General features: G+C 59.9%; 15 protein-coding genes, 5 pseudogenes and 1 other annotated feature. Of the genes and pseudogenes, 11 read left to right on the forward strand and 9 right to left on the reverse strand.

Going from position 1 to position 19,585, the window contains the following annotated elements; genetic code table 11:
• Nucleotides 1-44: 44 nt before the first annotated feature.
• Complete coding sequence (gene bglA, locus ACX3P0_RS14875; protein ID WP_459089635.1) at nucleotides 45-1,712, reverse strand: beta-galactosidase BglA; 1,668 nt, start codon at nucleotides 1,710-1,712, stop codon at nucleotides 45-47.
• A 408-nt stretch (nucleotides 1,713-2,120) separates the two neighbouring features.
• On the opposite strand from bglA, the gene ACX3P0_RS14880 reads away from it, so the two are divergent.
• From ACX3P0_RS14880 to ACX3P0_RS14900, 5 genes are all read left to right on the forward strand, one after another.
• Entirely contained in the window at nucleotides 2,121-3,182 is a 1,062-nt protein-coding gene (locus ACX3P0_RS14880) for a glycosyltransferase family 4 protein (RefSeq protein ID WP_459089602.1), read from the forward strand.
• A complete protein-coding gene (locus tag ACX3P0_RS14885; RefSeq protein ID WP_459089604.1) occupies nucleotides 3,179-5,359 on the forward strand; it encodes an amylo-alpha-1,6-glucosidase in 2,181 nt (726 codons plus the stop codon). The genes ACX3P0_RS14880 and ACX3P0_RS14885 overlap by 4 nt, the downstream gene beginning before the upstream one ends.
• Before the next feature lie 140 nt (nucleotides 5,360-5,499).
• Entirely contained in the window at nucleotides 5,500-7,275 is a 1,776-nt protein-coding gene (locus ACX3P0_RS14890; RefSeq protein ID WP_459089606.1) for an alpha,alpha-trehalose-phosphate synthase (UDP-forming), read from the forward strand.
• Nucleotides 7,272-8,027 (forward strand): trehalose-phosphatase, encoded by a 756-nt coding sequence (gene otsB, locus ACX3P0_RS14895; RefSeq protein WP_459089608.1) that lies wholly within the window; start codon nucleotides 7,272-7,274, stop codon nucleotides 8,025-8,027. Before ACX3P0_RS14890 ends, otsB begins: the two co-directional genes overlap by 4 nt.
• 138 nt (nucleotides 8,028-8,165) lie before the next feature.
• Nucleotides 8,166-8,221 (forward strand) — a sequence feature (sul1 is cis-regulatory element that is thought to sense ions involved in sulfur or methionine metabolism; They are found in Alphaproteobacteria).
• A gap of 72 nt (nucleotides 8,222-8,293) precedes the next feature.
• Complete coding sequence (locus ACX3P0_RS14900; RefSeq protein ID WP_459089610.1) at nucleotides 8,294-9,784, forward strand: SulP family inorganic anion transporter; 1,491 nt, start codon at nucleotides 8,294-8,296, stop codon at nucleotides 9,782-9,784.
• Between the two features lie 385 nt (nucleotides 9,785-10,169).
• Here ACX3P0_RS14900 and ACX3P0_RS14905 read toward each other — a convergent pair whose 3' ends face one another.
• Nucleotides 10,170-11,096 carry a LysR substrate-binding domain-containing protein gene (locus ACX3P0_RS14905; protein ID WP_459089612.1) on the reverse strand — a complete coding sequence of 309 codons (927 nt, stop codon included), beginning with the start codon at nucleotides 11,094-11,096 and terminating at the stop codon, nucleotides 10,170-10,172.
• Nucleotides 11,097-11,263: 167 nt separating this feature from the next.
• On the opposite strand from ACX3P0_RS14905, the gene ACX3P0_RS14910 reads away from it, so the two are divergent.
• The 3 genes from ACX3P0_RS14910 to ACX3P0_RS14920 all read left to right on the forward strand — a co-directional run bounded on the left by ACX3P0_RS14910 (nucleotide 11,264) and on the right by ACX3P0_RS14920 (nucleotide 13,566).
• Entirely contained in the window at nucleotides 11,264-12,097 is an 834-nt protein-coding gene (locus ACX3P0_RS14910; RefSeq protein ID WP_459089614.1) for an ABC transporter substrate-binding protein, read from the forward strand.
• 14 nt (nucleotides 12,098-12,111) lie between these two features.
• Nucleotides 12,112-12,789, forward strand: coding sequence for an amino acid ABC transporter permease (locus tag ACX3P0_RS14915; RefSeq protein WP_459089616.1), 678 nt, complete (start codon nucleotides 12,112-12,114; stop codon nucleotides 12,787-12,789).
• 138 nt (nucleotides 12,790-12,927) lie between these two features.
• Nucleotides 12,928-13,566, forward strand: coding sequence for an MBL fold metallo-hydrolase (locus ACX3P0_RS14920; protein ID WP_459089637.1), 639 nt, complete (start codon nucleotides 12,928-12,930; stop codon nucleotides 13,564-13,566).
• Between the two features lie 108 nt (nucleotides 13,567-13,674).
• Here ACX3P0_RS14920 and ACX3P0_RS14925 read toward each other — a convergent pair whose 3' ends face one another.
• Together ACX3P0_RS14925 and ACX3P0_RS14930 are read right to left on the reverse strand one after the other, a co-directional pair.
• On the reverse strand, nucleotides 13,675-14,010 hold the full coding sequence (locus tag ACX3P0_RS14925; protein WP_459089618.1) for a GYD domain-containing protein: 336 nt from the start codon (nucleotides 14,008-14,010) through the stop codon (nucleotides 13,675-13,677).
• A complete protein-coding gene (locus ACX3P0_RS14930; protein WP_459089639.1) occupies nucleotides 14,010-14,684 on the reverse strand; it encodes a cysteine hydrolase family protein in 675 nt (224 codons plus the stop codon). Before ACX3P0_RS14930 ends, ACX3P0_RS14925 begins: the two co-directional genes overlap by 1 nt.
• A 137-nt stretch (nucleotides 14,685-14,821) precedes the next feature.
• Between ACX3P0_RS14930 and ACX3P0_RS14935 the strand changes: the two genes are divergently transcribed.
• A complete protein-coding gene (locus ACX3P0_RS14935) occupies nucleotides 14,822-15,724 on the forward strand; it encodes a LysR family transcriptional regulator (RefSeq protein ID WP_459089620.1) in 903 nt (300 codons plus the stop codon).
• 212 nt (nucleotides 15,725-15,936) lie between these two features.
• Nucleotides 15,937-16,599, forward strand: coding sequence for a M91 family zinc metallopeptidase (locus tag ACX3P0_RS14940; RefSeq protein ID WP_459089622.1), 663 nt, complete (start codon nucleotides 15,937-15,939; stop codon nucleotides 16,597-16,599).
• Between the two features lie 214 nt (nucleotides 16,600-16,813).
• On the opposite strand, the pseudogene ACX3P0_RS14945 reads toward ACX3P0_RS14940, so the two are convergent.
• A pseudogene (locus ACX3P0_RS14945) lies at nucleotides 16,814-16,858 on the reverse strand (hypothetical protein); the annotation flags it as partial.
• A 103-nt stretch (nucleotides 16,859-16,961) separates the two neighbouring features.
• On the opposite strand from ACX3P0_RS14945, the pseudogene ACX3P0_RS14950 reads away from it, so the two are divergent.
• A pseudogene (locus tag ACX3P0_RS14950) lies at nucleotides 16,962-17,907 on the forward strand (IS630 family transposase).
• A gap of 1 nt (nucleotide 17,908) precedes the next feature.
• Here the strand turns inward: ACX3P0_RS14950 and ACX3P0_RS14955 are convergent.
• The 4 genes and pseudogenes from ACX3P0_RS14955 to ACX3P0_RS14970 form a co-directional block, all read right to left on the reverse strand.
• Nucleotides 17,909-18,067, reverse strand: a pseudogene (locus ACX3P0_RS14955) (BREX system ATP-binding domain-containing protein); the annotation flags it as partial.
• A 39-nt stretch (nucleotides 18,068-18,106) separates the two neighbouring features.
• Nucleotides 18,107-18,808: pseudogene (locus tag ACX3P0_RS14960) on the reverse strand (integrase core domain-containing protein); the annotation flags it as partial.
• Nucleotides 18,730-18,978: pseudogene (locus tag ACX3P0_RS14965) on the reverse strand (helix-turn-helix domain-containing protein); the annotation flags it as partial. The pseudogenes ACX3P0_RS14965 and ACX3P0_RS14960, both read right to left, overlap by 79 nt.
• The gene (locus ACX3P0_RS14970) at nucleotides 18,872-19,264 is read right to left on the reverse strand and encodes a DUF1403 family protein (RefSeq protein ID WP_459089624.1); all 393 of its coding nucleotides are present in this window, start codon (nucleotides 19,262-19,264) and stop codon (nucleotides 18,872-18,874) included. The gene ACX3P0_RS14970 and the pseudogene ACX3P0_RS14965, both read right to left, overlap by 107 nt.
• Between the last annotated feature and the right edge of the window lie 321 nt (nucleotides 19,265-19,585).

Below are 19,585 nucleotides of genomic sequence, written 5' to 3' on the forward strand. Positions count from 1 at the left end.
AAATCCAGGCGTGACTTGAGTCTAGACGTGGCGTGCAGGTGCTGTCACGTTGTTATCCAGGGGCGGCCGAACCAGGCATCGTAACCTTTCAAGCGGATTGTTCCAGCTTCCGCTATTCCGCCAAAGCCGTGCCCCGTCAGGGCCTGTAAAACGTCGCTTCTGCCAAGGTCTAGAGTAACGGCCGAATGACTGAGGTTGAAGGCGCAGAGCATCTGCTCATCGCCTTCGCGGCGGGTGAACGCGACTACGCCATCTGGCGCTTCAAGAAATTCGATATAGCCCTTGACCAGTGCCGGATGCGCGCGGCGGAAGGCGAGAAAACGCCGGTAATGCTCCAGCAACGATGCTTCTTTGCCTTGCTGCGCGCCGATCGCCTTGGTCAGATGATCGGCAGGTACCGGCAGCCACGGCTTTGCACTTGAAAAGCCGCCGTTTTTGGCCCGTTCATCCCAGACCATCGGCGTGCGACAACCGTCGCGGCCCTTGAATTCGGGCCAGAAGCGGATGCCGTACGGATCGCGCAGATCCTCATAGGCAAGGTCGGCTTCGCCAAGCCCCAGTTCCTCGCCCTGATAGAGGCAGACCGAGCCACGCAGCGACAAAAGCAGCGCCGAGATCACCTTCAGATAGGCGGTCATGTCTTGCTCGCCGGCGGCCCAGCGCGAGGCGTGACGCTTCACGTCATGGTTGGAGAAGGCCCAGCACGCCCAGCCGTCGCTGGCCACGCGGCCAAAGCTTTCAAGCACGCTGCGCACCTTGGCCGCGCTGATTTTCTCGGGCGCCAGGAAATCGAAAGCGTAGCACATGTGGACGCGCTTTTCGCCGGCGGTGTAGGCAGCCACCACCTCCAGCCCGCGCTGGGAATCCCCGACCTCGCCGACCGCCGCCGCTGCCGGATATTCATCGAGCAGCGCGCGAAAGCGTTCGAGGAAGGCGAGGTTTTCCGGACGGCTCTTGTCGTAGATATGGTCCTGATAGTTGTACGGATTGACCGAGGGTGCTGTCTGGTCATTGCGCTGAGCGGGCGGCAAGGCCGGATTGTCCTCCAGCCCCTGCGAATGAAAATAGAAATTGATGGTGTCGAGCCGGAAACCATCAACGCCGCGCTCCAGCCAGAACCGGGTCACATCAAGAAGTGCGTCCTGAACGGCAAGGGTGTGGAAATTCAGGTCCGGCTGTTCGGCCAGAAAATTATGCAGGTAATATTGCTGGCGTCGCGTATCCCATTGCCACGCGGAACCGCCGAATATCGCCAGCCAGTTGTTGGGCGGCGTGCCGTCCGGCTTGGCGTCGGCCCACACATACCAGTCGGCCTTGGCGTTATCGCGGCTGGAACGGCTTTCTCGAAACCAGAGGTGGGCATCGGCGGTGTGCGACAGCACTTCGTCGATCATCACTTTCAGACCAAGACGGTGCGCCTCCGCAATCAGCGCGTCAAAGTCGGCAAGCGTCCCGAATATCGGGTCGACATCGCAATAATCGGTGACGTCGTAGCCAAAATCCTTCATCGGTGATTTGAAGAAGGGCGATATCCAGATGGCATCGGCGCCAAGGTCCGCGATGTAGCCGAGACGGCGGATAATGCCCTGCAGGTCACCGATGCCATCACCGTTGGAGTCCTGATAGCTGCGCGGATAAATCTGGTAGATCACCGCACCGCGCCACCAGTCGCGGTCGACCCCTTGAGCCCCGTTACGATCTGCAATCTGCATGAATTCAGCCTCCGGAAGCATCGGCATCTTGTTGCCCTCGCTCGCAAAAGGAAACCGCCGCGCACCAGAAATCGTTCCAAGATAGATCGCACGGCGCTGATCGGCGTTCTCAATCCAAAACGAGAAAAATGGGAACCGTCGAACCGTTTCGGGGTTTTGTCGGAAAGGACGATGCCATGGCTACTGTTCCCGAACCAACACCTAAACCGGCACCGCCGCCTCCGCCGATTCACGAGCCTCGGCCCGTGCGCGAGCCCGATCCGGACAGGCTTCCCGATGAGGCTCCTTTGCCCAATCCGGATGAGAACGACGCTCCGCCGAAGCATGCGGACCGCCCGAAACAGGAACGATCCGCCGGCTGAGGCATTTCCAAACAGCACCACCGCTTGATCGAGGAAATGCCGGTTGATGAGGATTGCCCATGTCGCGCCGCTCTACGAGGCGGTTCCGCCGCTGCTTTACGGCGGCACCGAGCGCATCGTCTCCTATTTGACGGAGGGGTTGGTCGAACTAGGTCATGACGTGACACTGTTTGCCAGCGGCGACACCAAAACCTCGGCGAAGCTGGTGGCCTGCCGCGAGCAGGCATTGCGGCTCGATCCGCGTCCGCTGAAGTCGGAAGTCGCGGCACACTTGTCCATGCTGGACGAGGTACGGCGGCGGGCCGACGATTTCGATATCATCCATTTTCATCTTAGCCATTTCCTGCATTTTCCGTTCTTTGAGGAAATGGCTGAGCGCACGGTGACAACCCCGCATGGAAGGCTGGATTACGTCGATCTGGCTCCGGCCTATGCTCGGTTTCCCCGATTTCCGATGATTTCCATCTCCCGCAGCCAGCAGCGCGGCCTGCCCGACGCCAACTGGCTGGCGACGATCCATCACGGCCTGCCGGTCGACCTTTATCCGCCGAATTTCGAGCAGGACTCGCAAGACCCCTATCTTGTCTTTCTCGGCCGTTTTTCGCGCGACAAGCGGCCCGATCGCGCTATCGAGATCGCCAGACGTGCGGGGTTGAACATAAAACTCGCGGCCAAGATCGGCGATGACGACCGCGCCTATTTCCATGAACACGTCGAGCCGCTGCTCGATGGCGACCGTGTCACCTATGTCGGCGAGATCGAGGAGCCCCAGAAGGCCGAATTTCTGGGCCGAGCCGCTGGCTTGCTGTTTCCGATCGACTGGCCGGAGCCGTTCGGGCTTGCGGTCATCGAAGCGATGTCTTGCGGCACACCGGTCATCGCCTGGAACGGCGGTGCCATGCCCGAGATCATCGATCAGGGCGTTACCGGCTTCGTCGTCGAGACGATCGAGGATGCGGTCGCCCGCATGCCGGAATTGCTTTTCCTCGACAGACGCAATGTGCGGGCCGTGTTCGAAAAGCGATTTTCCGCCCAACGAATGGCGCGCGACTATGTGGCCGCCTATGCCCGGTTGCTGGGCGCGCATTCGGGGGCAAAGGCATCGTGACCGACCGCGCCGCAACAATCCCGCTCGATGAGCGCAAGCTCGACCCGGCCATCGCGCTTGCGGCTCTCGATGAAACCGCGCCGCGCGAACCGCACCGGCTGTTCGCGCTCAAGCATGGCGATTGCTTTGCCGTTGCCGATGCCTATGGCGACATTCGCGGGCTGGGCGATGGCTTCTTTCGCGACGACACGCGCGTGCTTTCGGAGTTCCGGCTGACCATCGGCGGGCGTTCCACCTCGCTGCTCGGCGCTTCGCTCAGCCAGGACAATGTGCTGTTCACCGCCAATCTGACCAATCTGCCGATCCGCAGTGCCATCGGACGCGACATCCCGCAAGGTGGCATCCACATCGAGCGGATGCGCCTCATCTGGGAAGACCGGCTGTTCGAGCGCATCACGCTTTCGAACTACAGCCAGGAGCATTCCACCTTCCTGCTTTCGCTGCATTTCGCCGCCGATTTTCGCGACATGTTCGAGGTTCGCGGATCGACCCGGCCGAAGCGCGGCACTTCGCATGCCGCCGAGACGGACGAGAATTCCGTCGTGCTGCGCTATGAAGGGCTGGACAAGCTGTTGCGCAGTTCGGTGATCTCTTTTTCGCAAGCGCCCGATCATCTTCTGGCCGACCGCGCCGATTTCTTCATCGCCGTCACCAAGCGCAGCGCCAAGACGTTCTATGTCGAGGTCGGCGCTGAATTGGCCGAAACGCCCGACCGCGAGCGCTTCCGCGCCGCCGCCGCCAGCGCCCGCTTTTCCATGCGCGCCAAGCGCCGTCATGGCGCGACCGTGCACAGTTCCGGCCGCGTCTTCAACGACTGGGTGGCCCGCGCCCGCGCCGACGTGGCGCTGCTCACCACCGAGCTTGCGACCGGGCCCTACCCCTATGCCGGCATCCCGTGGTTCTCGACCGCGTTCGGCCGCGACGGCGTAATCTCGGCCTTGCAGATGCTGTGGCTCAACCCCGGCCTGGCGCGCGGCGTGCTGGCCTTTCTGGCCCAGCATCAAGCGACCGAGGTCTCGCTGTTCAGCGATGCAGAACCCGGCAAGATCATGCACGAGACCCGCAAGGGCGAGATGGCAGCCCTGAGCGAGCTTCCGTTCGGCCGCTATTATGGCGGCGTCGACACCACGCCGCTCTATATCCATCTGGCCTGCGCCTATGCGAACCGCACCGGCGACATGGATTTCATCGACAATCTGTGGCCGTCGCTATGCGCGGCCGCCGAATGGACGGAACAGGCGAGCCTGCGCACAGGCTTCCTCACCTATCAGCGCGCCGCCGAATCCGGGCTCGCCAACCAGGGCTGGAAGGACAGTTTCGACTCGGTGTTTCATGCCGATGGCCGCATTCCCAAAGGCCCCATCGCGCTGGTCGAGGTGCAGGGCTATGTCTTCTCCGCCTTCAAGGGTCTCGGTAAACTCGCACGGCGTCGGGGCGACGAGGCGGCGGCCGATCACTGGGAGGTGCGCGCCGAAAAAATGCGTGAAGCGGTCGAACGCGCCTTCTGGGTGGACGAACTGGATACCTACGCACTGGCGCTCGACGGCAATGACGAGCCCTGCAAGGTGCGCACCTCGAATGCCGGCCATTTGCTCTATATGGGCCTGCCCTCGCCAGAGCGGGCGAAGAAGGTGGCGGACCAGTTGCTGTCAGCCTCGTTTCATTCCGGCTGGGGCCTGCGCACGCTGGCGGACGATGCCATCTTCTTTAATCCGATGTCCTACCATAACGGTTCGATCTGGCCGCACGACACCGCACTGTGCACGGCGGGGCTGGCGCGCTACGGCGTGCGCGATCATGTGGTGCGGCTGATGAGCGGCACCTTCGAGGCGGCCGTGCATTTCAACATGCGGCTGCCGGAACTGTTTTGCGGCTTCACCCGCGCGCCGGGCGAGGCACCGATCGCCTATCCGGTCGCCTGCCTGCCGCAGGCATGGTCGGCGGGCGCAACCTTCATGCTGATGCAGGCCTGTCTCGGCCTCGAAATCGACGGATGGAAGGGAGAGCTACACGTCACCCGGCCACGCCTGCCGATCGGCATCGACAGCCTGACCGTGCGCCATCTCCAGGTCGGCGATGCGGCTGTGGATCTGACCTTCCAGCGTGTCGGCGACCGGGTCGTCGCCTTCCTTGCCGACCGCCATGAGGGACTCGCGCCGCTAATCGTCACCACGTGAAAAGGCCGGAACCGATCCGCCATCCGCCGCGTTGGTTGGATGGCGCTGCCCGGCCGTGACCGGCGACGCATCCCGCAAACGAATGAAACAGGCCCGGCCTCCCGGCTCGGAAATATTGGAAAGAGGCATTTGGAATTCCAATGACAAACAATGGCTTGGATTTCCTCTGGGTGGTCGTGTGTGCAAGCCTGGCGCTGTCGCTGCTGGCGGTTGTGTTCTCGATGAGAAAGGCGCGCCGCAATAGGATCGCCCCAGCCCTTTCCAGCGGCGATATCGGCGCCGAGCGGCAGGTGCTGCGCGAATCCCAGAAGAACGGCCATTCCACCGCCGATGCCGCCATGATCGATTGGACGCCCGAAACGCTGCGCAAGATACTGGCCGAAGAATTGCCCGGCGCGCAGGTCATCGTCGTCTCCAACCGCGAGCCCTACATCCACGACCAGACGGAGGACGGCATCAAACTTCTTGTACCGGCCAGCGGTCTGGTTTCGGCGCTCGAGCCGATCACCCGCGCCTGCGCCGGCACCTGGATCGCCTATGGCGGCGGCACGGCGGATCGCTTGACCGTCGATGAAAAAGACCGCATCCAGGTGCCGCCGGACAAGCCCTCCTATACGCTGCGGCGCGTCTGGCTGACCGAGGAAGAACATCAGGGCTATTATCTCGGCTTTGCCAATGAGGGGCTTTGGCCGCTCTGCCACATCGCCTTCACCCGACCGATTTTCCGCGCCACCGACTGGGAAACCTACGAGGCGGTCAATCGAAAATTCGCCGATACGGTGGTGGCGGAAGCGCGCAACGAACGGCCGATCGTGCTGGTCCAGGATTATCACTTCGCGCTGCTGCCGCGCATGATCCGCGAGCGGCTGCCGGAAGCCATCGTCATCACCTTCTGGCATATTCCGTGGCCGAATTCAGAAGTGTTCAGCATCTGCCCATGGCGCGAAAAGATCCTCGACGGCCTGCTCGGCAGCTCGATCATCGGCTTTCATACGCAGTTTCACTGCAACAACTTCATCGAAAGCGTCGACCGCTTCCTCGAAAGCCGCATCGAGCGCGAGGATGCCGCGATTTCCTACGGCGGCGAAACCAGTCTGGTCCATGCCTATCCGATCTCCATCGAATGGCCGCCCGATCTTCTGGCCCAGTTGCCTTCGGTGGCCGAGTGCCGTGCGCGCGTCCGTCAAAAATACGGGTTGGCAGACGACGTAAAGCTGTGCGTCGGCGTCGAGCGCCTCGATTATACGAAAGGCATCCTTGACCGCTTCCAGGCGCTGGACGAATTGTTCACGCAACACCCGGAATGGATCGGCAGGCTGGTGTTCCTGCAGATCGCCGCCCCCAGCCGGGGTACCCTGCCCGCCTACAAGCTGCTGCATGAAGAATGCGAAGCTCGCGCCCTGGAACTAAACCAGCGCTATGGCGGCGAAAATTATACGCCGGTCCTGATGGTCGCCGAACACCATTCGCAGCGGGAAGTCTACGAGGTTTACCGCGCCGCCGACATCTGCATGGTCACCAGCTTGCATGACGGCATGAATCTCGTCGCCAAGGAATTCGTCGCCGCCCGCGACGACGAGCAGGGCGTGCTGCTGCTCTCGACTTTCGCGGGTGCCTCGAAGGAGTTGTTGGAGGCGCTGATCGTCAATCCCTATGATGCGGCGATGATGGGCGAAGCGCTGCAGCAGTCCCTGACCATGGCCCCGGAGGAACAACTGCAGCGCATGCGGCGCATGCGCGAGATCGTGCGCCACAACAATGTCTACCGCTGGGCCGGCTCCATGCTGCTCGACGCGGCGCGCCTGCGCAAGCGCGGCGAGCTCGACCGCGTCACCGGCGGCGACACGTCCGCTCCCGGCAGCCCGGGCAGCAATGTTGTTTCCATGTTCGAGCGGCGGCGGGTGGCGGCCCTATGACGGTGATGCAAAAGCCACCGGTGCTGGACTTGAGTGAGGAAAAATTCGCTCTCTTCCTCGATATCGACGGTACCCTCCTGGAGCATGCCGCCCATCCGGACGCCGTTTCGGTGAGCGACGAGCTTCGCGTACTGCTGGAGACGCTGGAGCAGCGGCTGGATGGCGCGTTGGCCTTCATCACCGGGCGTTCCATCGCGGCCGTCGATCATCTGTTTGCGCCGCTCAAGCTGCGTGCCGCCGGTCTCTACGGGCTGGAGCATCGGCTGGTTATGGGCGGACCCGTCGAAACCGCGAGCGAACCGGCCGACATCGCCGCCCTCGCGCAAGAGATCGAGGCCGAGTTTATCGGCGCAGGCGTCTATATCGAGCGCAAGGGGCCGATCCTGGCCCTGCATACCCGCGCCGCGCCACACCTTCTGGCGCGCGCGACCGATCTGGTCGAGCAGGCGCTGGACCACCTGCCGCCGGGCTACCGCGTGCTGGCCGGCAATGCCGGCGTGGAACTGATGCCGCTCGAAGCCGCCAAGGGAGCGGCGATCCGCCGATTCATGAAAAAGGACGCGTTCGCCGGCAGGCGGCCGGTATTTCTGGGAGACGACACGTCGGATGAAAACGGCTTCGAAGCGATCAACGAGCTCGGCGGCATCTCGATCCGGATCAGACAACAGGGACCGACGGCGGCGTCTTACGGGCTGGTCGGTGTAGCCGAGGCGATTGCGTGGCTGGACATAATGGCGAAGGCTGGCCGGTGAGCCGTCGTCGATCTTTTCATATGTTTTTCGCCGAGAGCGACTACGGCGGGCGCCTGCGCCAGACGCTTTCCATCTAACAACTTCCCTGTCCTTCCATGTTGCGTTGCAAAAATAGTCCACTATAACGGCGAACATTCGACTGGACCCGGTGAAATCCCGGGTGGCTCTTCCGGCCGCCGATCCGCCGGACCACGCAACTGAAACGACCGATCGTCAGCCGCGCAAATGGGCGACGGGTTGTGTGTTCCTTGCGGGATTCCCCTTCCATGATTTTAGCTTCCACAGTCCAACGTGACTGGTTTTCCAATGTCCGCGCGGATTCGCTCTCCGGCATTGTCGTCGCTTTGGCATTGATCCCCGAGGCAATCGGGTTCTCGGTCATCGCCGGCGTCGACCCCAAGGTCGGGCTCTATGCCTCAGTCGTCATTGCGAGCGTCATCGCCTTCGTCGGTGGTCGACCGGCGATGATCTCGGCCGCAACCGCCGCCACGGCCGTCCTCATGGGGCCACTCGTGCGCGAGCATGGCGTGCAGTATCTCTTCGCCGCCACCATCCTGATGGGCATCATCCAGATTGTCGCCGGCCTGCTGAAACTCGGGCGCGTGATGCGCTTCGTCTCGCAATCCGTCATGACCGGCTTCGTCAATTCGCTGGCTATCCTGATTTTCCTGGCTCAATTGCCCCAGCTCATACATGTGCCGATGGCGACATACGGGCTGATCGCGCTCGGTCTCGCGATCATCTACATCTTCCCGCGCGTGACGAAGGCGGTTCCGTCGCCGCTGGTGGCGATCGTAGTCCTGACCGTTGTCAGCCTTGTCTTCAAACTCGATGTGCGCGCTGTAGCCGATCTCGGCCAGCTTCCAACAGCGCTGCCCAGCTTCGGCGTCCCCGAGGTTCCGCTCACCTTCGAGACGCTCCGCATCCTGCTGCCGGTTGCGCTGACGCTGGCCGCCGTTGGCCTGCTGGAATCCTTACTCACAGCGCAGATCGTCGATGACCTGACGGACACGACCAGCAACAAAAGCCGTGAATGCGCCGGGCAAGGCATCGCAAATATTACCTCCGCTTTCTTCGGCGGCATGGGCGGCTGTGCAATGATCGGGCAATCGGTCATCAATGTCTCCTCCGGCGGGCGCGGGCGGCTCTCCACACTCGTCGCCGGCGCATTTCTGCTCGCGCTGCTGGTGCTGTTGCAGGATTTACTGGCTGTCGTGCCGGTGGCGGCGCTGACGGCGGTGATGATCATGGTTTCGATCAACACGTTCTCGTGGGCTTCGCTCGGACGCCTGCGCACGAACCCATGGCCGTCTTCCATTGTCATGCTTGCAACCGTGATCGCGGTGGTGGCGACCGGCGATCTTTCCATCGGCGTGTTGATCGGCGTGCTGCTCTCCGGCGTGTTCTTCGCCGGGAAGGTGTCGAAGCTGAGCCGCGTCTCATCCACGCTTTCTGCCGACGGCAGCGTGCGAACCTATGCCGTCGAGGGGCAGGTGTTCTTTGCATCGGCCGGCACCTTCGCCGAGTCCATGGATGTGTTGGAGCCGGTAGAGAAAATTGTCATCGATGTCAGCGCGGCGCATTTCTGGGACATCTCTGCGGTGGGCGCACTGGATCGGGTGGTGTCGAAGGCACGGCGACGCGGCCATGAGGTTGAAGTCGTCGGTTTGAACGCCGCCAGCGCCACCATGGTCGAGCGCTATGGTGCTCACAGACAAAACGGCCAAGCCGGTCTTGCAGCGACGAACCCGCATTAGGGGTGGACGCGTATTCCAATCTGCCTTTTATCGGAACCCACGGGCGCCACAAATGAGGAGCGATAATGACAAGGCTGCGCGGCAAGGCTTGAACCTCACGCCTTGCAGTTCGCTGCGTGGTCGCCGTGAGCATAAAGAAAACATCACGATTTTGTCGAAAGGGGCTATTCGATTTCATCCGTGTCGTTGCCTTCGCTGGTCGCCCTAAGCAGTCCGGGAACAGGTAGTGGCTGACAAGCTCTCTATAGGCTCGCGTCAAGCTCGGCACAAATTCACAATGAGCGAGCCAGTGATGGCATGTACGGCAGAGCAGGACCAGAACAGCAAAGGACAGTTACGCTGTCGCTCCCTCCCTCGCCACCACACGAAGTGAAGGCTAAACTAATTAATAGCCCGGCGATGGCCGGCGGTTAGATTTGAACAGCAATTCCTGAGAGGCCTCGTAAATAAGCCAATCGATGAAATATCCAACCTCCGGCCTATCCCTCTTCGCCGCTGGACAAATGCAGTGATAATTGTGAAGGGCTGGAACGGCCAATGTCAGAGGCTGTACCAGGCGGCCGTCATCAAGGTCGCGTGCCGAGATGACCTCGTCGCTTAGGGCGACGCCATATCCATCGCGAGCGGCCTGCAGAACGATGCCAAAGTCATCGAAGTAGACGGCCGATTCACCGGCATAGGCGATACCTGCTTTCGCTTGCCATCTACGCCATTGCGAACCGTCATCCTCGTGCAGAAGGCGATGATGGATGAGGTCTCCTGCCTGTCGAATGCCACTGGGGCCACGCAGCAACTGCGGACTGCATACGGGCGTCATGCGAATCCCATGAAGCAGTTGCCACCAGAAACCTGGCCAGGGAGGAACACCATAAACGATTGCGATGTCAGTCTTTCGCCAGTCCACCGCGTCGAATTTAGCTGCCGTTCTCACGTTCAGCTGGAAACTGGGGTTATCCGCCATGAACGCGAAGAGACGCGTCGCCAGCCAAGCCACCCCGTGCACTTGAGGTATGGAAATGGTCAGGACCGTCTTTCCCTCATCCGGAGAAACGGACGATACCTGTCTGACACCTGTCGATATCATCTCCATCGCACTTGCAACTGAACGCTGGAGTACAGCCCCCATTTCAGTCAACGCCAACAGGCGACCTCGCTTTTGAAACAGCTCGACATTGAGGAACGACTGAAGCGCCCGAATTTGCTGGCTAACTGCACCGGGCGTCACATTCAGCTCGGCTGCTGCAGCGCCGACATGACCGAGTCTGGCAACACTTTCAAAGACCCGTAGAGCATGTAACGGAGGCATCAACATCAGGTCGTCTCCGGTAACAGATTCAAATTTTGGTTCGGCTGCAAGGTCGATAATCGTTGAGTTTTTCTGCTAGAAAAGACAGACAATTTTTAGCTTGTCTACAATCAAAAGCTCTGTACCGTCGGGCATCAGCGCTGCCAAACAATAAAATAAGGGGAATAAATTCGATGAGCGAGTTTAACAGACGCAAGGTCGCCACGACCTGCACCGGGGCGATTTTCGCCCTCGTCCTGGCCACCGGCTATGTCGCGGCAGCGGATGAGAAGCCTGACTTTGTTTCCAATGGAATCCTCAAGGTTTGCACCGCCGGCGATTTTCCGCCGATGCAATATTATCAGAATCCGGGTGACACCGACCTGGTCGGTTTTGAAATCGACGTCACCAACGCAATCGCGAAGCGATGGGGGGCCACCGCCAAGTACATAGTCGGTGATTTCAAAGGGCTCTTGCCTTCCCTGGACTCCGCACGTTGCGACCTTGTGGTCAGCGGCATCCTGATCACGTCCGCTCGACTGGAAAAGTACGACGGCGTTCCGTACTTCGGCTCGCATGTCGTTCTATTGACCGCGGCCGACGACGATCTGACGAAGACTCCTGAAGACGCCACCGGAAAAGTCATGGCGATCGAGGCTGGCACCAACTACGAAGCGATGATCGGGGCGCTCAACGAAGAGCTGGCCAAGGCCGGCAAGGCACCGGTCCAAATGCAGACCTATCCGTCCGCAACCGAAGTCATCCAACAGATTCTGGTGGGCAGGGCAACGGCAACGATCACGCAGGATACGACAGCGGCATTCCGCATGATGCAGATGCCCGACCGGTTGAAAATCGCTTACACCTACGATGCCAGTGAAAACTACGGCATCTATATGCGAAAGAGCGCGCAGAACCGGAAATTGGTGAAGGACGCATTGGAAGCGCTTCAATCCAGCGGCGAGATGAAGGCCATACTCCAAAAGTGGAACCTTCCTGCGACGTCAACCGACGTTTCCCACGACTGACGGGCGCCTACAAAGTGTTCGACCCCCAGCTCTTCATGTCAGCGTTATTCGGTTCGGCCCTCGCAAAAGGCGCCTTTCTGACAGTCAGCCTTTCAATTCTTGTCATGGCTGTATCGCTGGTCCTGGCTATGGGACTGGGTTCTCTGTCTGGTTCTCCGCGCAAGTGGATGCGTTGGTTGGTGGTCGGCTATGTCTGGTTGTTCAGAGGGGCTCCGGCCCTTCTCGTTCTGCTATTCGTATGGAACGGGCTGCCCCAGATATCCGCCATCTTCCGCGCCGACTGGTTCACCCCGTTTGTGGCGGCGTTCGTGGCGCTATCCCTTATCGAAATCGCATACCTGTCCGAAATCCTCAGAAGTGCCTACGCGGCTGTCGGAGCGGGTCAGAAGGAAGGTGCTGCTGCACTTGGGCTCCATCGCTGGCAAATCTTCCTCCTCGTGACACTGCCGCAGGCCCTGCGGATCGCAGTCCCAACCCTGGTCAACGAGTTCATATCCCTGCTGAAGACAACGTCGCTGGCTACCATCATCTCATTGAAGGAGTTGATGACGGTCACCCAGTTTGCGATCTCGTCAAGTTTCAGGTTTCTTGAGTGGTATAGTGCAGCGCTCGTTTACTACCTGCTCATCGTTTCGGTCCTGACATTCGCACAGAGCCGCATAGAATACAGGCTTTCACGCGGTTATCGCTGACGGCAGTTCGCTCCGTCGCACGTGCGGTTCCTTGCAAGCCCCTCCCCTTGATTATGAAAAATGCCCCAATCCTCGTGGTTTGAAAAAGAGATCTTGTCGGACACTGTGTGGAGGCTTTGGGAGCCTTATGTGCACCGCATGTTCCGCGCCAACATTTTCCATGTAGTGGGGCGGGACGCCGATCTGGTACTCGACTTCGGGACGGGCGTCACGAGCCTAAGGAATGACCTCGTCATTCCCGAAGGGAAGCATGTTTTCGCGGTGGCCACGCATAGCCATATCGATCACATCGGTTCATTCCATGAGTTCGAGCATCGGTTGGGGCATGCCGTCGAGGCGCAGGCCTTTGAAACAATGACGGATGCCTACACGCTCGCCGATCACTTTCGCGAGCAGGTGGATTGCCTTGCGCATCTCCCCAAAGACGGTTGGGATATCACAGACTATCGCATTCCGGCCGCTCCGCTAACGGCCGCATTAGGCGAAGGCGACACTGTCGACCTTGGCGATCGCATCTACACTATCCTGTTCTTGCCCGGTCACTCGCCCGGCTCGATCGGCTTGTTCGATGCGAAAGGCGGAACCCTGTTCAGCGGTGACGCAATTTACGAAGGGACCCTCATCGACGATCTTCCGGGTGGCGACAAGAATGCGTATCGAAGAACCATGCAACGGTTGTGCGAGCTTGATGTCGAAACGGTTCATGGCGGCCACAATGCCTGCATGACCGGAGATCGCATGAGGGAAATAGCCCGCGGCTATCTGGACCGGGATTAACTCCCGATCATCTCCGACGCCCTGTCTGAATTGCAGTAAAGCCGCCTCTGTCGTTGAGGCGGCTCGCATACATTGCGTGTCCGAGGATTTCTCGGGCCGGCACTACCATCACGGCACGGCGATCGTAGCGGCACGGCCAACACGTTCGACAATACCGCCATAGGTCTGCGCGTCGAATGCCGGCAGGATGAGCGGATCGACATGGCCGTCGCGCCGGGCGGTAAGCACGTACTGCATCATCGCCTCATTGTCCGGCATTTCAAAAACCTGGACAAAGTCGTAGGCGCCGAGCGTGGCGTAGAAGGCGATCGACCGTCCGCCGAGTGCCGCGACGCGCGCCTCGCTCAGTTTCCTGCGGGCCACGCTGTCCGACAGTTCGGCAAGCCCCTTGGCGGTGAGTTTCATGAGAGACACGTAGCGTTGCGGCGCCGGATTGTTGGTCATCACGCTTGCCTCGCCTTGAGCCGCGCGAGCCCGTCGATGACGGATTGCGTATCGGTTAGCGCACCGAATATTCCGTTCTCGACGGTGACCATGTGCAGCGCGCCCTCATGAGCTTTTTGGTCTCCGCTGGCGCATGCGTCCGAGATCGTCAGGCACTGGAAATTCCGGTCGCACGCTTCCCTCAGCGTCGTGTGGACGCACACATCCGTGGTGCAACCGGAAAACAACAGGTGCGTAATGCCTTGCGCCCTGAGCACATGTTCGAAATCGGTGTAGGTAAACGCGCTGTTGCAGGTCTTGTCGACGATGATGTCGTCGGGCGTGACATCGATTTCAGGAACGATCTGAAAGCCGGGGCTGGAACGCAAAAGCACGTCCGTTCCATCGAGACCCGCTCTCGTACGCCGCCATTTCTCATACGGCGTCATATCGGCGAGGTCGCCGCGATAGCCTTGACGGGTGTGAATGATACGGATGCCCGCTGCCCTGCAGGCAGCGATCAAGCGATTTACCGTTGGCAGGATCGCCCTCAAGGGAGAGGGATCATACCCGCTGCGGGCGAAATAACCCGTTGTGGAAAGGAAATCCTGCTGCAGGTCGATCACGACCAGCGCGGTGGTCGCCGGGACCAGATTACCATCATACGGAAAGTCGAACGGGTTTGCTGAGATCATCATCTCCTCCATTTCCGGCCGATTGTAGGGGCTATGAAAGTTCTATAAAAGCGATTTGTCCTGTATGAAATGGTTCCATTAAACTTATCGGTTAGTCGCTTTCACGCGACGCGCGCAACGAAGCAGGCTCGTCGGACATGACACGGTCTTTGGCATTTTTGCCGTATCTTCGTGTTTTTGAGGCCGTTGCCCGCCTCGGGACCTTGAAGGGTGCGGCCGAAGAATTGCACCTCAGTCCGGGCGCAATATCATTGCAACTGCGAAAATTGAGCGAGCGCACGGGGGCAACGCTTTTTGAGAAAGCCGGGCGCAACGTCATTCTCACGTCCGCCGGCCGGGATTTCTCGCAGGCTGTATCGCATAATTTGAGGCAGCTTTCACAAGCTGCTCGTGCCGCGGGAAGGCCTGTCGGAGATGGTCCCGTCCAATCGCTTAAAGTCTCCGTGCCGACCGCATTGGGAATAGCGTGGCTGAGCAGTGCCGTCGTTGAGTTTGCCGAGAGCAGAGGCATTGCCAGTGTGACCATCAACGAAGCGGTAACACACGATCAAGTCGCTTGGGAGAGCAACGATATCGCCGTTGTTTACGACAATCCGCCATTCCAGGGTCGGTCGTGGCAGCTTCTGAGCGAAGTAAAACTGCGCCCGGTATGTTCACCGACACTATTTCCGAGACTGGACCTACAGCGCCGGGAACGGGCGCTGACTGGTACTACCCTGCTCCACGAAGATGACGGCGACGAGTGGGCAAAATGGGCGGCCGCTGCGCGCATCAGCTTACAGGGAAGTGCGAGGGTGAGGGTACCTTCGGTCGCACATGCGGTGGCATCTGCCGTTCAGGGGAAAGGCATCGCACTGGTTTCTGACGTTTTGACCCGCGGCTACCTTGGCGAGGGGCACCTTATTCAACCGTTCCCGACCGCAATCAATGCATCTCGTGCTTATTATCTGCTCTGGGCGATTGATCGTGCAGACGATCAGCTTCTTCAATCGCTGATTGTTCGACTGCTCGCCTTCTCAGATCCGAAAAATACCAAATGAACTAACTGTTAGCCCTGCATTTGATGGATTGGATTTGGGTTGAAGTGAATAGCCCCTAGATTTGTGGACGCCTTCCTCCCTAAATTTGAGGCAAGGAGGCCATGATGGGGACCAGTAGTTTCAGTGACGATTTCAAACGCGATGCGGTCGACTCTTACAGGCGACATGCTGAACAGGTTTGGACAATAACGAATAAGGGGGGGTGCAGACCAATGCCGATAGTAAGTAACAAATTGCCTGAATTTCCAGGCTTTGCCGTGCGTTACGATTCCAGTACGAAGCCGTTCTTCCAGTCCATGGTGCTTGAGGACCTACGCCGCATAAACAGCAAACCAATTGGCGAAAAGCTGCTGGAGGACATCGCGGTAGCACGTCCAAGGGCACGGACTGCTGGTGCTGCGTCCAATACTGAGGCTCAAGCGATCGTGTTCGAGGCAGGTGTCAATGTCGTCACGGTGCCAACTTCGATGGAGTACACGCAGTCCGGCTACAAGATGGGCTTCACGGGCGTTGGCGTCTTAAAGTCGCTGAAGCCATCGACAGCGGCTTCGCACAATATCAAGGACTGCCCTTATCACCCGGCCGGCGGGAGCTGCGCTCAGGCTGCCGACATCACTGCCGCCGGCAACGGCACCGGCTCGGTATCGATCATGAAATACACCAACGCTCAAATCTTGACCGGCAAGGGCGAGGCCACCTATTCCTTTGTCGTCCTGGCGCACGAACTGATCCACTCGCTCCACCACCTCACGGGCACGCGCCGCGACAATGTTGAAGAAGACTGGACGACGGGCATCGGCGTCTATGCAGCGGAGCCGATGACCGAGAACGCGGTACGGGCAGCGTTCGGACTGAAGCTGCGCGAAAAATACTGACGAGCAGCGTACACTGTGCGCCGTCAGCACCTGTGTCTCAGATTTACAATTGAGATTTAAGGAGTGTTTTGGTCTCGGCGCATGACGAAGGAACCAAGATGATCGCCAAATCCTCGAACACCAAGAAGCCTGCCGCGCGCAGTTTGATGGCGGTTTCGATGTCCATCCCGCTTGAGGCTGCGCGCTCCGACGCTTTCTGGATGTAGCTTTCCAAAATGTTTCTGAGAGCACCGCCATCCGGCGCGGTGCGCGTCGCCAGGCTGGTGACTAGAGCGGTTCAGTGCTTGATTGAATCGAGAGGGATTCCCGATTTATCGATTTTGTGATTCAAGATGCTGGCTGGGAAAGGACGCCAGCATCTTATGACAGCACCCTTATCCAATGATCTTCGGGAGCGTGTCGTTGGTGCGATCACGGCAGGGGAAAGCAGCCGGTCGGCCGCCGCGCGCTTTGGAGTTGCCATTTCCTCTGCGGTGAAGTGGCATCAGCGCTACCGAGCGACAGGTTTGGTCGCGCCGGGCAAGATGGGCGGGCACCGCAAGCGTATTCTAGATCCGCACCGGGCATTCATTGTCGAGCGGATTGCTCAGACTTCCCATTTGACGTTGCACGGACTGAAGGCGAACTGACGGCACGCGGGGTGAAGGTGTCGCACGACACGGTGTGGCAGTTCCTGCGGCGCGAGGGCCTTCGGTTCAAAAAAAAGCTGTTTGCCCTTGAGCAAGCGCCTGTCGACATCGCGTGGCGGCGGCGACGCTGGCGGTCCTTGCAGGTCGGCCTCGATCCACGCCGGCTGGTGTTCATCGACGAGACATGGATCAAGACCAACATGGCACCCCTGCGCGGCTGGGGACCACGTGGCAAGCGCCTGCGCGGCTTCGCCCCGCACGGCCATTGGCGCACGCTGACCTTCCTCGGCGCGTTGCGTTGCGATCGGCTGACGGCACCTTGTGTCTTCGACGGGCCGATCAACGGCCAGTGCTTCCGGGCCTATGTCGAACAGCAACTCGTGCCGGTGCTGGAACCCGGAGACATCGTCATCATGTACAATCTCGGCTCCCACAAGTCGGCCGCCGTGCGGCAGATGATACGGGCTGCTGGAGCCAGGTTCTGGTTCCTGCCGCCCTACTCGCCCGACCTCAACCCGATCGAACAGGCCTTTGCCAAGATCAAGCATTGGATGCGGCAGCCCAGAAGCACACCATCGAGGACACATGGCGCCACATCGGCTACCTCGTATCGACTATCAATCCCGTCGAATGCGCCAACTATCTCGCTAACGCAGGATACGCTTCCGTTAAAACCTGAAACGCTCGAGCTCGGCATAGAGCGTACGCGCCTGCCCGCCGGTGGCGTGGATGCGACGGTCCGGGGAGAGATCGGCCTGACAGACAGCAAGCTTACGTTGCAGGGCGATTTGTCGGATGAGAAACAGAAAGAAGGTCTTACCCGCACCATAGGCGCCGATTGTAAGCTGCAGGTGCTCTTGGGGCATTTCGTGGTGCGACTATAGCTTTTCGCGGAGCGCCTCGTAAGGCGTCTTTCCGTTGAAGGCTCCGTGCGGTCGAGCGAAGTTGTAGAGTTGCTCCCATTGGCCAAGTTTTGCTTCGAGATCGACGTGATCCTTGTAGCTGAGCAGCTGGTAGAATTCCTGCTGATCTGATCGGTGTGAGCGCTCGACCTTGCCATTCAACTGCGGAGTGCCGCGTCTGATATATGCGTGGCGAATGCCCTTGTCCTCGACGTGCCAGTGGAATTTTGCCTGGAATTCGTGGCCGTTGTCGGTCCTGATCTCACGGATTCGGAACGGGAACTTCTCGATGATGTGGTCGACGAAGTCGATGGCGCTGGCCTGGGTGTGTTTCTCGTAGATCTTCAGGGCCGCACTCTTGTCGCGTCATCAATGGCAGTGAACTGGAAGCGCCGAACCTTTTCACCGCGCGCCCCTTTGAAAGTCAGGAACTTGACGTCCATCTGAATGTGGTGGCCGGGAACCTGCTTGTTGTAACGCTTGGTATGGACCTTGCGCAGGCGGGCGCCGCGCGGAAGGCGGGTGACGCCATTGCGTTTCAATATTCGGGAGACGGTTGCGTCTGATACCTTGATGTCGTGATACCGCGCCCGATACCAAACGATGCGCATGGGGCCGAGATGATATTTGCTCCGGAGAAGGAGAACCTTCTCCTCGATCTCGATAGGCGTTCTGTTGGCGTGCCATTTAGGAATGGGCGGGTGATTCACCAAACCGGCGTCACCGTGTTTCCGATAGGCTTCACGCCAACGGTAGAAGCTGCTGCGACCGATCCCAAAATACCGGCAGGTCTTCGCAACATGCCCAGTCTCGTCCGCATGCCTCAGAATGCGTAGCTTGCGCTGTATCGCGCGCTGATCCTTGCTCATGTGCATCTCCATCATCCCAGAATTGGGAAGCTAATGAAAATGTCCCGCGAGTACCGACATATCTACAAGTGCCGGCGGGCCCGGGCGCGTCGCCGGGCTGGCGCAGAACCCAGGCGTCGCGCAGAGCCGCCTGATCCTCGTTGCGGCCAGCAAGGCGAACGGCGGCGGCGGCGCATTTGAGGGCGAGACGCTGGCGCCAGGCACCAGCCCAAGCCGGGTCGGACCGCACCAGCATGTCGAGCGTAGTCAGCGCCGCACCGGCCATAAAAGCCGCTTCGGCATCGCTGGCGACGGCCCCGCGCGGCACGACCCAGGCCGGCCATCAGCCGCACGACGGCCGGGGTTGAGCCGACTGCGGCATCTGTTTTGGCCCGGGGCCTGGTTTGATCGGCTCGAATCATGGCCGGTGGCCTACCGTGGTCGTGCGCTTGATGCACTTTATTCGTCATTATCCGCACCGCCTGTCGTGCATAACAAAAGACCGATAATGTTGCCTTATCGTTCGTTATGCCCTAGCCTGCGCCAATGGCCCGAAACGTCGATCAAACCCCCGAAAATCATGCCCGGCAGCGCTCTGCTGCGGCCC

Source organism: Mesorhizobium sp. A556 (genome assembly GCF_054489545.1).